The sequence below is a fragment of the Paenibacillus sp. Z3-2 genome (assembly GCF_054161325.1).
The window spans coordinates 3140927-3155578 of sequence record NZ_CP096397.1 but is presented as its reverse complement, the minus strand read 5'-3'; the positions used below and the strand labels follow the sequence as shown (position 1 = coordinate 3155578).

Here is a 14652-nt window from a genome sequence, read left to right as displayed (position 1 = left end):
CCTGGTAGAAGTAGAGTATAGTTAACGTAGTTGAAAGTATATATTAGGAGGCTGCAGCCATGTCACAAAAAATCTGGATGAACCTGCGTGTGAAAGATGTTATGAAATCCACCACCTTTTTCAATGAGATCGGATTCCATGGGGAGAATGTTGGTAACGAGAGAGCCCAGCTTGTCATAGGCTCAACGACGATTCTACTGTTTCCGGATGCAGCGTTTGAGAAATTTACAGGTGCAAAAACTGCGGATACTTCTCATAGTGCAGAAGTGATATTTTCCATTGGTGCTGATAGCAGAGAAGAAGTTGATGCTTTTATTCAAAAAGTAGAGATTGCCGGAGGAAGCATCTTTGGCAAGCCGAGTGAAATAGATGGCTGGATGTATGGTGCAGGATTTGCTGACCTGGACGGTCACCGCTGGAACCTGCTCTATATGGATGAGAGCAAAATGCCGAAACGGTAATGTAAAGCCTATCACCATGTCCGCCTCTTATCCTTCAAGATTGGAACCCTTCAATCGGCCAGTCATGGAGATTCTGAAGTAGTTCGTTGCAATACTTAATATTAGAAATACGATTCCTCCAACTACGATATATTGTGTACTTATTCCAGTTACGATTAGTCCACATGCACTAGCACCAAGTGTTGTTCCCAGATTGGAAGAGGTTAGAAAGATCCCATTCGACAATTCGGGTGCCTCTGGTGCTGCAGATACCACCCAATATTGAGTGATGTTGCCCCCTATGCCTCCCAAGATCCCCCAAATGAAAATAAGGAAGGCTGTTGGCACACTGAATTGTCCGAAGGTGAACAACAAGATGTAAACAGTTATTAATGCAATGGGATACATCTTGACCGTTCTTAACGGGAAATTAGCGAGCAGTTTTCCTGCTATCATGTTCCCAACCATATTAGCCAAGCCATATAGAAATAACATCACACTGACGGTGTTCCAGCCATATCTTGTCACGGTTTTCAGGAACTCGGCAAGATAACTATAGACCCCAAATACAGCTCCGTTCATGAAGATCACACCAGCAATGGATAGCCACATCACGGATCTTCTCAATACATACAGATGAGTACCCATAGAGAGTTTTTTCGTAACTGGCATGGAGGGCACGAACAGAAGCGTTGCTACGAATGCGACGATCGTTACGGCGGCAAAGAACAACATCGCATAGAACAACGATGTGCTGGTAGCAATCAAGCTCGAAAGGGGTACTCCGAGTACCATGCCTGCCGACACGCCTACAAATACTTTAGCCACTGCCTTCGGAGCCTCTTCCTTGGGGACTGACGCTGCTGCAACCGTAAATGCCAATGAGCAATAGACAGGATGGAAAAAAGCCGGAACGACACGTGCAATGACCAATACCGTAAAGTTTGATGTGATGGCGGAGACCAGGCTGCCCACAATAAAAATGCCAAGCACGAACAACATGACATACTTGCGGTTCATGCCTGAAAATAATAAGGGCAAAATGGGACCAGATACAGCAACCGCAAGCGCAAAAAGACTCACAATCAAACCAGCGGTTGAAATACTGACCTGGTAATGGTCTGCAATCAAAGGCAAGATTCCGATTACACCCATCTCCGTATTTAATATACCGAATACACCAAAGGTCAGTATGAAGACAAGCAGGTGATTTCGTTTAGTTGTCATATGCCATGGATTTAGAGAGATCCCGGTAAGCATTGATCTCTGTCTGAAGTTTGGCAATTTTCTGCTCTGCACCAGCAGTTAAAGCCGCCTTCGCAATAGTAGTGCCCATACCTCGACCAGCGCCAGTGATAAACCATACCTTTGTCTTATTCATATCATTCATTCCCTTCAGTTTCTTCTCCAGTTGCCTCGCTCTTTAGTTTAGCGTTTATACACCATATAGCAAATACTCATATCTTATATCAAGTTATGCTTGAAAGGCATTTCTGAAGGATTTATTGTAGAATATGAAGGATAAAGGAGGAGTTAAGATGGAGATTAGAGTATTGCGTTATTTTCTTACGGTCGCCAGAGAAGGAAGCATTACACGTGCTGCTGATTTCTTGCATGTTACGCAGCCAACCTTGTCCAGACAATTGAAAGACCTTGAACAAGAGTTGGGAAAGAAATTATTTATCCGCAGTAGTTACCGAATTATTCTCACAGATGAAGGTATGCTTTTAAGAAATAGAGCTGAAGAAATTGTGGGTATGGTCGATAAATTAGAGGCAGAATTTCAATCCATGGAAGAAACCATAAGTGGTGATATTTATATTGGCGGTGGAGAAACAGAAGCCATGAAACAGATTGCAAGAGTGGCAAAAGACGTGCAGAACAAATATCCCAATATACGATATCACCTATACAGCGGTAACGAAGATGATGTTACTGAGCGGCTCGACAAGGGACTCCTTGACTTCGGTGTTCTAATCCAGCCAGCGGATGTTTCAAAATATAACTATATTAATTTCTCCGACAAGGATGTTTGGGGAGTGGTTATGAGAAAAGAAAGTCCACTCGCCTCCAAAGAAACGATTCGATCCACAGACTTATTACATGTTCCACTGATCTGTTCACGACAGTCAATGAAGCAGACATTTTCGAAAAATGAGTTTGCGGATTGGTTTGGTGAAGATTTTGACAAATTAAACGTCGTTACTACATACAATCTTGCATATAATGCTGCCATTATGGTTGAAGAAGGCATTGGTTATGCATTAACACTTGATAAAATAGTGAATACGTCCAGTGAAAGCGATCTTTGTTTCAGACCCCTGGAGCCAAGACTCGAATCTGGTTTAAATATCGTTTGGAAAAAACATCAGGTCTTTTCGACTGCTGCGGATTTGTTTTTAAAAGAAATTCAGGCTAAATTTTAGACTGATAAAGGGATTAACGTGAGTATAAGAAGAAACCCACCGGAGTTTATTCCTCGGTGGGTTTCTTTATCACTTGTTCGATCCCGAGCAAAATCAGCTTTAATCCGAACTCGAAAGCTCCGTCGGTTCCCATCACCTCAAACATACCGTTCTTATACATCCTGCTGAACAGACCAGCTTCCTTCTCACTCATAGAATCCAGAAGGCTAACCATCTCTTCACCCTGAAGTGCTTCCTGGTCCTTAATAACAGCAGATATATTGCGCTGATGCTGATAATCGTCCAGTACGAAATAGAATACATAATTGACAAGTGTAAGAACGGCCTGTAATTTCTGCTCTTGCTCTAGTGGCGTTGATTCCATGCAGAGCAACATGCGGTTGGTGAAGCGGATCATGTCCGGCTCGTGGGGCAGCGTCATCATCATGAGCTGTGTGGAGCACGGGTATCTGCTGAGCACACTCCGCACCGTCACCGCAAGCCCCTCCATCTGCTCTTTCCAGTCCCCTTCAGTGTGAAACTCGTCCAGAATAATTTTCGATATCTGATTGGCCAGACGCTGGTAGAGCGTCTGCTTGCTCTTAAAGTACCAGTATAGAGATGGAGCCTGAATCCCCAGCTTGTCTGCCAAACGTCTCATGCTGAATTTCTCGATGCCCTCTTCTCCGAGAAGCTCCCACGAAATTTCCAAAATCTTATCTTCCGAAATCTGAGGCTGTTGTTTTTTCATCGGTATCCGCCCTTTTATCTAACAGTGTAAGTTTATGCTTTACAGGTTCATACGTTCATGATAACATCTAACACTGTAAGGTTCAATCTAACAGTGTTAGATTGAATCAATATTAACGAAGAAAGTAGTGACCCACATGGATGCAGAAAACCTCCATTACTTTGAAAAAGCACCAATCGCCAAAGCCGTAGCTCACTTTGCTGTCCCAATGATGCTAGGCACGTCAATGAGTGTTATTTATTCCATCTTGAATGCCTATTTTCTTGGCACACTGGGTAATACAGCAATGTTAACCGCACTCGCATTAACTTTACCTTTATTCGCGGTCATCATGGCCCTTGGTAATTTAATTGGTATAGGCAGTGGTACATTCATCTCCCGTTTGCTGGGAGAGAAAAAAGTCGATGATCTGAAGCATGTATCTTCATTCGCCTTTTACAGTAGTTTAGTTCTCGGAATTATTGTGATGGCCGTTGGCCTCCCGCTGATCGAACCAATCGTTCATGGGCTGGGGGCAACGCCAGAGTCCTTCGGATTTACGAAAGAGTATGTCACGATTATGCTTATTGGTTCACCCTTCGTCATCTTATTCTTCACGCTGGAGAATATCGTGCGCTCGGAGGGTTCAGCAATCACGTCGATGACCGGTATGATTCTCAGTGTTGTTATAAATATTATCCTCGATGCGCTATTCATTTTTGTCTTCCATTGGGGCGTGATTGGCGTTGCATCTGCTACCGTCATCTCCAACTTGGTTGCGAGTGCATTTTACGCTTACCATATGAGTTATAAGAGTCAGTTCTTAACCGTCTCCCTGAAATGGTTCAAGGTGACCAAGGAAATTCTGAGCAATGTATTAAAAATTGGAATTCCCGTCTTTGTTATGAGTGTCTTCCTGGGGGCAATGTCACTTATTCTTAACCTTTTTCTTGTTGAATATGGGGATCAGGCCATTGCAGGTTATGGAATTTCATCACGTTTATTGCAATTTCCTGAGTTTATTCTGATGGGCTTGTGCGAGGGAATCGTGCCATTGATTGCCTTCTCATTCACAGCGAATAAATTACGCATGAAACAAACCATTGGATTCACGATCAAAGCTATTTTGGGCTTAGCCGTCCTGTTCGGTCTTATTGTCTATCTGATCTCTGACCACTTGGTTAGTTTATTTACGACTGATCCGCAATTAATTGAAATGGGTAGCTACATTCTCCATGTGACATTCTTATCCTTGTTTATTACAGGAATGACTTCTTTGTTTATGGGGATCTTCCAAGCAACAGCCCAAGGAACCGCCGCGTTTGTTATGTCCATAATTCAAGGAATTACGCTAATTCCGGTATTGTATATCGCTAATCAAATGAACGGCTTTCATGGAGTGATCTGGTCGCTCGTTATTGCGGATGCCGTGGCGTTCCTTGTTGGGGCCGTATTGCTATATGTTTTGCGGACCAAATTGCAACCGGATTTGGAACAATTGGTACAGTAGATAGCACATTACTTGCAAGAAGGCAGGATAAGGGAACTCCCTGAGATCCTGCTCTTTCATTCCCAAATGACAATTATTTTCTAGCGTACGAGGAGACCGTAACTGTAACTGTTATCAGGGAATCGTTATCAACATATGCTCTATTTCATCCATATACCGATCCACTGTAACGCTTCTCGGAGCAAACAAGAATCGTAGTGATAGCTTCCATTGTGAGCCTGCAATAGAGGTTGGTAGCATCGAATGTTCTGTGTCAGAGAAGATTCTCACATGAAGCAAGGAAGATGGCTTAATTCCTTTACGATATGCTTGCTCTGTATCAACAATATCCACATTCACATCATCTTCTCCAAGCAAAAGTAATACAGGTGTTTTGAAATAATGCAAATCTCCAGTAGCATCAGAAACAAAATTTTTGCTTATAAAGTTCCCGCGTTCTTTGGAGATCAGATCATCCTCTCGAGCGATCTTGGTGTACTCCTCATATGTGCCATGTTCTTTTAAAATCTCTTTAATCTGGTTTTCATAATCGACCCGATTTTGAATCTCCTCAGGGGAATGACCATCCTTCGCCATCTGGCTGCGTGTGTTGTATTCCCCCTGTTTCAACCAGTTTATCGCTGGAGATACCAAGATACTGAAGGCGAGATGCTCTTTGCCAGCAAGCTTAGGAATCACCCAGCCTGCTTGGCTGGCGCCCCATACTCCTATTTTGGAATCATCAATTATGGATTGTTTTTTCGCCCATGCGATGGCTTGCTGTGCCTCCACAACACGATCATCCATGCTTTGCTCCAGCCAATTTCCCTCTGAACCCCCGATTCCTCGTTTATCCAGCGACAAGGACGCATACCCGATCGATGCCAGTCGCTCCCACAACGGCTTGTATCCCTCACCGTGAGTAGAGTCTATAGGACCATCACCGTGAATAAACAGTACTAGCCCTAGCTTGCCGGAAGGGTCCCTAGGTAAAGTCAACGTACCTGTTAACTTGCCCTGCGGTGTTTGAATTTCAATGGATTGTTCCACCATGTCAAAATCACTTTGATCGACTATGTACAGTCCTGCACCAACCATCAATAAGATTGCCACAATTCCTAAGATGTATATTCTTTTCCGTTTAAACATAAGTATCTCCTTTATAAATCATGTAATGCCATTGGTTTTCGCCTAAGAGAAAGCCGGTCAGAAAGCTGTTCGCGCTATACTGCTTTTGGAATTGATAGCGTTCATATAGTTGGATTGCCGGATGGTTCTGACTTGCTACATGCAAGCTAAGAAATGACAGTGGTTTGGATTGCAACATGTATTTTTGTGCCCATTGGAGCAACTGTGTACCAATTCCCTTGCCTTGATGCTGTGGATGTACAACGATATCTTCCACATAACATTCGTCTAATTTAGGATTGTGCTTCAGCAGATGTAGAGCAATTATTAATTGAAACAGTTTCCACTTACCAACCCTATTACATTGGCCCCACCAATGGAAGTTAGCAGGAACGGTTTGTATTGCTGTCCTGTTATTTGCTTCCTTCCATTTCAAACACATGGTGCCAACAATCTCATCATTTTGGCAGGCAATAACTCGAAGAATACTTTGTTCCATAGGGGGAAGATTGAGCAACTGTTCAAATACGTAAGCCAAATCATAAGTAGACAATGAAGTGATCTTTTGAAATTTGTGTCCGAAACCATAAGCCATGAGTTCGGCAACAGCTTGATGAAACGGGGGACGAACAGGTTCTATCTGAATGGAAGTCGTCACTGTGTGCCTCCTTAATCAATTATTTGTAACAAGAGCTCATAATGGAGCTTTTCTGGGGTGAATAAAGATAAATAAGATTTCTCTACCATAATAAGTGGACCGCGATACGGATAGCCCTGATGTTCGGCGTAAGCATAAAATTCGTTGATATGTTCTTTGAGTTCAGTTTCAATGTGTACAAATACATGACGAGAAAGGTAGTTTCCTCTGGGCAAAACCAAATCGGTCGCTCCCTCCTTTTGCATATACATTCCTACGGTATCCGTATCATCGTATGCATAATGGATGTCGGCTTCAAATAAATCTGAAATATTTCCGTTGTGTTGGATCAGTCTCCTTGCGTGTAAATATCCTTGCGCTTCCATATGGAACCACAGTGATAAGTGAACCTCCTCACGAGCAACAATAGAATAAGTTACTTGTTCTTCATCACGTGGAATATGAACTTTCTCCTGCAGCAACTTGCTGATAAGGTGCTTTGTTTGCTGAAGCTGATTGATAGCTGTTTGCGTGTCCGCCAAAGCCTGCTGAAATAATGAGGTGATTTGATGAGATGTCATATTACTCAAACATTCCTTTATCATTTGAACAGACAGTCCCATTTTTCGAAGCAACAAAATATGAGATAGACGGTAGATTTCATCAACCCCATACATCCTGTATTGGTTTTCTGCTATATAAGCAGGGTTTAATACCCCTTTTTCTTCAAAATAACGAATTTGATGTACAGAGACATTCATGAGCTTTGCCAGCTCACTGATCGTAATTTCATCACTCAACTTTTTCACCGCCTTTGCTGTTTTTCACAATACAAGCATAAACCTTAGGTCTGACCTAAGGTCAAGTCATTATTTTAAAGTCCACTGCGTTTCGCGACTTCTTGATCAACTAGCAAGGTCATGGAGGGAACAAACAATGAATGAAATATGCAGAAATGTTAAATCGACAGACGACACCCCAAATAATTCCGGTTCCTATAGAGACGTTATGGAATGGATCGCTTCCGTTTCGCCGGGCGGCGAAGAAAGGATTTCCCCTGTGGACTTTGGCAGAGCCGCTGAATTCAAGCTCCCCAAAACCCTTGAAACGAAGATTCACCGTTATCTGATGCCTTATACCCTTCATCCTGAGGGCGGATATGTTGCATACATATCAAACGGTCGTGTATGGGGAACATCTGGTGCGATCCTGACATCCGACGAAAAACTGATATTCGACCTTTCCCCGGAATACGATCGACGACAAAACAGAATGATGACATTGGAAGAACACCCCGCTTTGTATCGGAGGAAGGCTCAAGAACAGCAGCACCTCCATGGAACTGCTGCCGTTTTAACTTTTTGCGGGAGTCATAATTATTTTCATTGGTTATATGATGTTCTGCCGCGATTGGGTATGCTTCGGATGTTAAATGTTGCTTTTGAATCCCTCGTCATGAATCCGAATCCTCATGGAGCTTTTGTAAAAGAAACGTTATCTATGTTTGGCGTCTCGGATTCGGCCGTGATTCGTACTAGAGATGATCTGGAAATTCAGGCCGATCAATTGATCGTGCCCTCCCTAATGATGAATTCTCATTATCCACCTTGGGCCACAGCTATCCTTCGGACATTTATGTTACCCGGACGCGACACAACATTCCGTTCCCCCGTTCGCATTTTCATATCTCGGAGCAAAGCTTCTGCCCGACGAATAGCTAATGAAGATGAAGTCATCCGCCGTTTGGAGGTGTACGGATTTATCCCTGTTTGCCTGGAGGATTGGACCATAGCCCAACAAGTCCAGCTCTTTGCTTCCGCAAAAGCAATCGTTTCACCGCATGGAGCCGGACTGGCCAATCTTGCTTTTTGCAGTAAAGGAACCCGTGTTGTCGAAATCTTTCATATCCGGCATGTTGTACCTACTTACTGGATGATCAGTAACCATAACGAACTTGATTATTATATGATGTATGGGCAAGAAGACGGGACAACACAGGAGCATTTTCCGGGATTGGAGGACTTCTCCGTGGATCTGGATCGGCTGGAACAGACTCTTCGTTTAGCTGGCCTAACTGAACATAGCTAAGTTTCTAAACCAAAGATAAAGGATGTTCATATTTGTTTTAACTTGTTGACCATATTGATAACAAAAAAACACGGCACCAAATTCGGCACCGCAGTTTAATAATCAATCATCCTATTGGATTTGTTTCATGTAAGAGTTGAATCCCTCGGCTATTTCTTTGTATTTCGTATGATGCAGATAATGTGAACCTTCCATTGGGATCATTTTGCCCTGCGCGGATTGTTTGGCTTGTTCTTCATGTAGCGGAATCCACTGCGGGTTTTTCTCGTTATTGGAAAGAACAAAGAGAAGCACTGGCAGATCACGAGGATACGTGAGTTTTTCTCCATTTTTGAAATTGGAACCCAGGTGTTTAAGCTCATCTACTAATGTCGGATTCGTCGAGACTTGATTCGAAATCAATTTCATCTGTTCTTTGGTATGTTCATCGTATGCAAGTGATGCATATGAATCACCGCTCACTGCTTGAAGGACTCTCATTAGGCCCGATTTTTGAAGGAATTTCATTAGGTTCAAAGGTAATTTAACATCCATGCCAGGTTGATTCGGAACACTGCTGTCAATACCGACAAAAGCAGAAACTTCATCCGGATACGTGTTCACATAAGTCGCTGCGTACAGTCCCGTGATGGAATGCCCCATCAGAATATAACGATCTATACCGAGCTGCTCTACAGCTTCATGAATTTCACTAACGATATTCTCGGTGGTTCTCTCCGTTTCGGTCTGGTCGCTTAATCCATAACCGAAAGGCTCAATCGCCACCACTTTGTAATCAGGGGTTAATTCATCAATTAACAATTGGAAATCAAGTACTGGCGACGGAGTTCCTTGTCCAGGAAGAAGCACAATGGTCTGTTCGCCGCTGCCTTGAATGGACACATTCATATTTTTCCCGTCGACATTGACATATTGGCCGTACGATTCGATTTTCTTTTTCTCGACCCCATTACTTATCGTATGAACGACAAACGTGATGCCCATGAACAGCACCAGCGCGCCGACAATACCACCTATTATTTTTAACCATAAGTTCCGTTTTTTACGGCCCTTAGTCCCCGTTGTTGTTACTTCCACTGTTTCTGCCATATCCATCTTCTCCTGTCCTTTATATCTGTAGAGCCGCTCTTGCGACATAGGTATAGTGTAACCATGGAAGATGTACCCTTCATGACGGGAATATGAACGGAGTATGAACTGCACAAAAAAAGAGAGCTGCTTGTTAGAGCAGTTCTCTTTTTTTGTGCAGTTTAGTGGTCTAGGAACACAAGCTGGATAAAGAACAATACCGCAAAAATATAGAATATCGGATGAACATCCTTGCCTTTTCCGCGAAGCAGCTTGAGTACCGGATAGAAGATGAAGCCTACGCCGATACCTGTCGCAATACTATGCGTCAATGGAGTAAGGATGATAATCAGGAAGGCAGGAAATGCTTCTTCGAGATCATCCCATTTGATTTTGCTGATGACGTTAATCATAAAGTACCCAACAATAATTAGTGCCGGGGAAGTGATCGCCGGAATACCAGATATCACGCTTACGATCGGTGTGAAGAACAACGTCAGCCCAAGCAGCACACTTACCGTTACCGCTGTTAGTCCCGTTCTTCCTCCTGCAGCCACCCCTGTGCTGGACTCGATATAAGCCGATGTTGGGCTTGTTCCGAGTAAAGCGCCTGAGGTTGTTCCTACGGCATCTGCCAATAGTGCACCGCGCGAACGCGGGAATTTCCCATCTTTCAGTAGTCCTGCTTGTTCAGCAACGCCGAGCATCGTGCCCGTCGTATCAAACAATGTGATCAACAAGAAGGTAAATATGATCGTATACAAGCCATTCGAGAATACGCCTGCCAGATCCAGTTGCAGAGCCGTTGACGAGAGGCCTTGAGGCATGGATACAATCGATTCCGGCATTTGGAATAATCCCATGATCCAGGCAAGTATCGCTGTAACCACCATTCCGATGAACAGATAACCTTTCACATTATAAGCCATCAGCACAACGGTAATAATCAATCCGATAATGGTCAGATAAGTCATTGGCTCAGCCAAGTTCCCGATCGTAATCAAATTCGATTCTGAATCGGCAATAATTCCGGCGTTTTGCAAACCTACCGTTGTAATAAACAATCCGATCCCAGCGGTTATGGCATGTTTTAAGCTTGCAGGAATTGCATCTAGCAACATGTAACGGAATGAAGTAAGAGATAAAATAATAAACAAAATTCCTGCTATAAATACGGCTCCCAGTGCAACCTGCCAAGACACGCCATACCCAGCAACTACGCTATAGGCAAAGAATGCATTCAGGCCCATACCCGGTGCGATGACGATCGGATAATTGGACCATATTCCCATAATCAGAGTTCCCACAATACTTGCCAGTACCGTTGCTATGAATACTCCGTTAAAGTCCATCCCCGTGCTGCTGAGTATTCCTGGGTTTACGATAACTATGTATACCATTGTGAAGAATGTTGTAACCCCTGCGATAATTTCTGTGGGGATGCTCGTGCCTCGTTCTTTAAGTTTGAACCATTTGTCCATGGTAAAGCCAGCCTCCAACTTTCAAATTATACTCCAAAGCTAAAAACAAAAAATCCTAATCTTCATATAGGATTGTAATATTGTCGCTCCTATATTCGTTGTTAGGATTTAAAGATTCAACAGCTAAGCTCTAAACTAAACATAAAGATACTCATATCTGTTTTAACCTGAAGTCCATTTCGTATTCTAATTAAAATGACATGCAATGTCAATGAATTAACGATTTGTTCACAGTTATTTACGAACTATACGGACATTATTGCTTGTATTCATTCGTTTTTAGAATAGAGTATGTACTTATTACTCAATGTCTGCAACATATGAAGAAAGACTGCCAGCAATGTTCACTGACAGTCTCTTGCTTAATTCGTAGTAGGTTTCTCTTCATATTCGCTGGATAATTCTTTAAGCGATTTGATTTTGCCATGGGGATGCTGTTCTTGCTTTCGTGACTTCCAGGCAGCTTCTTTTCTTTTCTTCTGGTCAGCCATAAAAGATATCCTCCTCTGGAAACTGAGATGTATACTACTTCTTTATGATGTCATTCTTGGACAACTTTATTCTGGATGCATAGGTGAGAAGAGAATTAGGCAAACATATAAGACAAATTGGATATCGGTTATTAGAGCAGGAATGTTATAGACATGCCACAACTGGAGGTGATTATATGCAAAAAGAAAAACGATCCTGAAATGGTGAAATGGATCAGTACTCGCAAACTAGATATTTAATCAGGATCTATCCCTCTAATGGGATAAAATACAAGCTCTTATCCTGCTCTTGCTCGTGATGAAAGCTTGGTTCCCCTATACCATAAAAAACCGCTATAATAGCGGCTTTTATATGTGGTACTTTGTTCGGGTCCGGCACCATTTTCTACCGAATCCTTACATTCTATCTTGTATCTCTTTTACCCTGAATCATTTCTATTCCGCTCCAGCCCGTACCAACATTTCTTCAATTTCCTTAAAGCCTTTATTCTTCGCATGACTGAGCGGTGACACTCCATCACGATCCGATATGTTTACGTCGGCTCCGTGGTCAATGAGTAATTGTATCGTCTCCTGCTGCCGAGCATTGCCATCGTTAAGAATGATCGCTTCGAGCAGTGCTGTCCATCCCAATTGATTCACATGGTCCACATTCACCGAAGTTTGAGTCAGAAGTTCTCGTACTACATCCACATATCCATGCTCCGAAGCCGGAATAAGTGCTGTCCCTCCATATCGATTCGTTATCGCCGGGTCCGCTCCCGCCTCAATCGTTAACTTCAAGATATCCAAGAATCCTTCAGCGCCAGCATACAGAAACGGGTTATTCTTCATATCGTCCTGTATGTTCACATCTGCACCCGTTTCAATTAACACTTTAGCCGATGTTAGATCATTATTGTAGGTTGCAATCATTGTAGCCGTTCGTCCACTCTGATCTTGAGCATTGATATTGGCGCCTGCTTGAATCCATTGTTCGATGCGTTCAGTATCGCTGTCCTCTACTGCCTTGAACAGCTGTTCATCTGCTGAAGTCATGGCCTTTTCCTCCACATTGAAGTCGTTTCTCACTTCAGGCACGCAGCCTTGGACGATCAACATACTGCTTATCAGGATAACGATGATCAGCGATTTACTCATACTGCCTCCTTTACTCCAGTGTCAAGGTAACCGAAGAAGCGACACTCCAATCCCCAACTGGGTTTATTGTATACGTAGTACCTGAAGTCAACTTTCCATCATTCGTTATGTCGAATACACCCGTGGCACCTTTTCGGCTTGAATATTTATAAGTGGCCGTCACAACATCCCCGCTAGGTGAAGTTAACGTTACACTTCGACCAGAGAACAGTTCATCCTCAGGATCTTGGACAAGCCTAACTTCAATGGCGGTTTCGCTCAGTGCTTGAGCACTTGCAAGCTCCAACGCATCATACGATTTCGCTGTAAATGAAGCATTTTCGAGGTTCGCCCAATCCGAATTAACCGTATATGTTACACCTGATTTCAGCGTTTGTCCTTCAGGCAAACGGAACTTCGGTTCTTGTTTGCCATCTGTAGATTGCGTGAACGGAACATAACTGGCAACGATTGGCTCGCCACCTTCTGGCGTAATTACAACTTGTCTTGCCTGCATGGAAGAGATAATTTGATACGTTTTGCCTCCTGCTTGCTCTTGATCATTCAGCACGAATGCATTAGCTCCTCGACCTCCGCTGTAAGCCGAAATGATGTAACCGTAATCCACTACACCGTTCACTTGCAGTGCTTCAATCTCGAATGTATCATTCGTTACTTGACTAACCGTTGTCATGTTTATTTTCGTGCCACTGCCTTCAAAGGAACCAGCGTCTTGGCCTTTGTAAGTCAGGTTGTACACTTCACCAGCATCTTGTACGGACGTTGGAACGATGTAAGTCGCAATTGACCCTGTTTTCAAACGGGGCATATTGGTTAACGTCAGCCCACCACTAAACGCAAAGTCCGTTTGTGCCTTGGCAAAAACCTCATCAGCTGCTGTCAACGGCTTGTCGAATGTGACGATTAATGTAATGCCATTCAGTGATCTAACGCTCTTGATTTGAGCTTGCTCCGAAGGAATAGCTTGGTGTGCGGTTTGCAACAACACTGCTGTTTCGCCGCGGGTTGCCGAACCATTCTCGGAGTAGAACTCGCTCATCCAATGGTGAACGGACTTTACATCACGTTGCATCGCTTTGGATACGACCTGTTCAAGTTCAGCATCCGACACTTGAGTCTGCGGATTGAATTGTCCATCGTTAGCCTGCATGATGCCAAGTTCAACGAGCTTTGATGCATACGGTGCATACCACGCGTTCGGATTCACGTTCGTTAATTCTACGATTTCTCCTGTCTTGCTCTCCAAATTAAACGTTTTGAAAATCAATGAAGCTAGTTCAGCACGGGTAATCGCTCTATGTTCACCCATGGATTGATCTGCATATCCGTTCATGATCCCCAAGCTATTCAGATCCTTGATAGCAGCTTCAATCTGTTGTTGGGTAAGCTGTGCGGTTGTTTCCGCAATGTTAGCAACGTATGTAGCTGCATGTACTTGATTCGCAGTTAGCGGGAACACTGCTGTACCTAATGCAGTTATGGTTAGAAATGTAGCGATTTTGCGGGTTGTAGAATTCATGGTTGAATTCCTCCTCTATAGGTTGTAGTTGCCTGT

The 14652-nt window shown here is 43.3% G+C and carries 15 protein-coding genes; 4 read left to right on the top strand and 11 right to left on the bottom strand.

Annotated elements, in window-relative coordinates; genetic code table 11:
- The first annotated feature begins 59 nt into the window (after positions 1 to 59).
- On the top strand, positions 60 to 461 hold the full coding sequence (locus M1D71_RS14160) for a VOC family protein (RefSeq protein ID WP_458126988.1): 402 nt from the start codon (positions 60 to 62) through the stop codon (positions 459 to 461).
- A gap of 27 nt (positions 462 to 488) precedes the next feature.
- Here M1D71_RS14160 and M1D71_RS14155 read toward each other — a convergent pair whose 3' ends face one another.
- A complete protein-coding gene (locus tag M1D71_RS14155; RefSeq protein WP_458126987.1) occupies positions 489 to 1667 on the bottom strand; it encodes an MFS transporter in 1179 nt (392 codons plus the stop codon).
- Positions 1657 to 1821: a hypothetical protein gene (locus M1D71_RS14150; RefSeq protein WP_458126986.1), complete on the bottom strand. Its 165-nt coding sequence runs from the start codon at positions 1819 to 1821 to the stop codon at positions 1657 to 1659. Before M1D71_RS14150 ends, M1D71_RS14155 begins: the two co-directional genes overlap by 11 nt.
- 157 nt (positions 1822 to 1978) lie before the next feature.
- Here M1D71_RS14150 and M1D71_RS14145 point away from each other — a divergent pair, with 157 nt between their 5' ends.
- Positions 1979 to 2866: a LysR family transcriptional regulator gene (locus M1D71_RS14145; RefSeq protein ID WP_458126985.1), complete on the top strand. Its 888-nt coding sequence runs from the start codon at positions 1979 to 1981 to the stop codon at positions 2864 to 2866.
- A gap of 46 nt (positions 2867 to 2912) precedes the next feature.
- On the opposite strand, the gene M1D71_RS14140 is transcribed toward M1D71_RS14145, so the two are convergent.
- The gene (locus tag M1D71_RS14140) at positions 2913 to 3596 is read right to left on the bottom strand and encodes a TetR/AcrR family transcriptional regulator C-terminal domain-containing protein (RefSeq protein WP_458126984.1); all 684 of its coding nucleotides are present in this window, start codon (positions 3594 to 3596) and stop codon (positions 2913 to 2915) included.
- Positions 3597 to 3732: 136 nt separating this feature from the next.
- Here M1D71_RS14140 and M1D71_RS14135 point away from each other — a divergent pair, with 136 nt between their 5' ends.
- Positions 3733 to 5085, top strand: a complete 1353-nt coding sequence (locus M1D71_RS14135) for an MATE family efflux transporter (RefSeq protein ID WP_458126983.1) — start codon at positions 3733 to 3735, stop codon at positions 5083 to 5085.
- Positions 5086 to 5199: 114 nt separating this feature from the next.
- Here the strand turns inward: M1D71_RS14135 and M1D71_RS14130 are convergent, their stop codons facing one another.
- The 3 genes from M1D71_RS14130 to M1D71_RS14120 are packed head-to-tail and all read right to left on the bottom strand — an operon-like array spanning position 5200 to position 7629.
- Positions 5200 to 6213 carry an alpha/beta hydrolase family protein gene (locus M1D71_RS14130; protein WP_458126982.1) on the bottom strand — a complete coding sequence of 338 codons (1014 nt, stop codon included), beginning with the start codon at positions 6211 to 6213 and terminating at the stop codon, positions 5200 to 5202.
- Complete coding sequence (locus tag M1D71_RS14125) at positions 6206 to 6850, bottom strand: GNAT family N-acetyltransferase (protein WP_458126981.1); 645 nt, start codon at positions 6848 to 6850, stop codon at positions 6206 to 6208. The genes M1D71_RS14130 and M1D71_RS14125 overlap by 8 nt, the downstream gene beginning before the upstream one ends.
- Positions 6851 to 6861: 11 nt before the next feature.
- Entirely contained in the window at positions 6862 to 7629 is a 768-nt protein-coding gene (locus M1D71_RS14120) for a MerR family transcriptional regulator (protein ID WP_458126980.1), read from the bottom strand.
- 136 nt (positions 7630 to 7765) lie between these two features.
- Here M1D71_RS14120 and M1D71_RS14115 point away from each other — a divergent pair, with 136 nt between their 5' ends.
- Entirely contained in the window at positions 7766 to 8917 is a 1152-nt protein-coding gene (locus M1D71_RS14115; protein ID WP_458126979.1) for a glycosyltransferase family 61 protein, read from the top strand.
- 111 nt (positions 8918 to 9028) lie between these two features.
- Here the strand turns inward: M1D71_RS14115 and M1D71_RS14110 are convergent, their stop codons facing one another.
- The 5 genes from M1D71_RS14110 to M1D71_RS14090 form a co-directional block, all read right to left on the bottom strand.
- Entirely contained in the window at positions 9029 to 10006 is a 978-nt protein-coding gene (locus M1D71_RS14110; RefSeq protein WP_458126978.1) for an alpha/beta hydrolase, read from the bottom strand.
- 161 nt (positions 10007 to 10167) lie between these two features.
- The gene (locus M1D71_RS14105) at positions 10168 to 11466 is read right to left on the bottom strand and encodes an NCS2 family permease (RefSeq protein ID WP_458126977.1); all 1299 of its coding nucleotides are present in this window, start codon (positions 11464 to 11466) and stop codon (positions 10168 to 10170) included.
- A 362-nt stretch (positions 11467 to 11828) separates the two neighbouring features.
- Positions 11829 to 11957 carry a DUF6254 family protein gene (locus tag M1D71_RS14100; protein ID WP_219845137.1) on the bottom strand — a complete coding sequence of 43 codons (129 nt, stop codon included), beginning with the start codon at positions 11955 to 11957 and terminating at the stop codon, positions 11829 to 11831.
- A 435-nt stretch (positions 11958 to 12392) separates the two neighbouring features.
- Positions 12393 to 13097, bottom strand: coding sequence for an ankyrin repeat domain-containing protein (locus M1D71_RS14095; protein WP_458126976.1), 705 nt, complete (start codon positions 13095 to 13097; stop codon positions 12393 to 12395).
- A gap of 10 nt (positions 13098 to 13107) precedes the next feature.
- Entirely contained in the window at positions 13108 to 14616 is a 1509-nt protein-coding gene (locus M1D71_RS14090; protein ID WP_458126975.1) for an S-layer homology domain-containing protein, read from the bottom strand.
- Between the last annotated feature and the right edge of the window lie 36 nt (positions 14617 to 14652).

What these genes read in the sequence shown, in the direction of transcription:
- M1D71_RS14105 (WP_458126977.1), bottom strand. Translation starts at nt 11,466, where the DNA reads ATGGACAAATGGTTCAAACTTAAAGAACGAGGCACGAGCATCCCCACA.
- M1D71_RS14090 (WP_458126975.1), bottom strand. Translation starts at nt 14,616, where the DNA reads ATGAATTCTACAACCCGCAAAATCGCTACATTTCTAACCATAACTGCA.
- M1D71_RS14095 (WP_458126976.1), bottom strand. Translation starts at nt 13,097, where the DNA reads ATGAGTAAATCGCTGATCATCGTTATCCTGATAAGCAGTATGTTGATC.
- M1D71_RS14135 (WP_458126983.1), top strand. Translation starts at nt 3,733, where the DNA reads ATGGATGCAGAAAACCTCCATTACTTTGAAAAAGCACCAATCGCCAAA.
- M1D71_RS14100 (WP_219845137.1), bottom strand. Translation starts at nt 11,957, where the DNA reads ATGGCTGACCAGAAGAAAAGAAAAGAAGCTGCCTGGAAGTCACGAAAG.
- M1D71_RS14115 (WP_458126979.1), top strand. Translation starts at nt 7,766, where the DNA reads ATGAATGAAATATGCAGAAATGTTAAATCGACAGACGACACCCCAAAT.
- M1D71_RS14110 (WP_458126978.1), bottom strand. Translation starts at nt 10,006, where the DNA reads ATGGCAGAAACAGTGGAAGTAACAACAACGGGGACTAAGGGCCGTAAA.
- M1D71_RS14140 (WP_458126984.1), bottom strand. Translation starts at nt 3,596, where the DNA reads ATGAAAAAACAACAGCCTCAGATTTCGGAAGATAAGATTTTGGAAATT.
- M1D71_RS14155 (WP_458126987.1), bottom strand. Translation starts at nt 1,667, where the DNA reads ATGACAACTAAACGAAATCACCTGCTTGTCTTCATACTGACCTTTGGT.
- M1D71_RS14150 (WP_458126986.1), bottom strand. Translation starts at nt 1,821, where the DNA reads ATGAATAAGACAAAGGTATGGTTTATCACTGGCGCTGGTCGAGGTATG.
- M1D71_RS14145 (WP_458126985.1), top strand. Translation starts at nt 1,979, where the DNA reads ATGGAGATTAGAGTATTGCGTTATTTTCTTACGGTCGCCAGAGAAGGA.
- M1D71_RS14160 (WP_458126988.1), top strand. Translation starts at nt 60, where the DNA reads ATGTCACAAAAAATCTGGATGAACCTGCGTGTGAAAGATGTTATGAAA.
- M1D71_RS14130 (WP_458126982.1), bottom strand. Translation starts at nt 6,213, where the DNA reads ATGTTTAAACGGAAAAGAATATACATCTTAGGAATTGTGGCAATCTTA.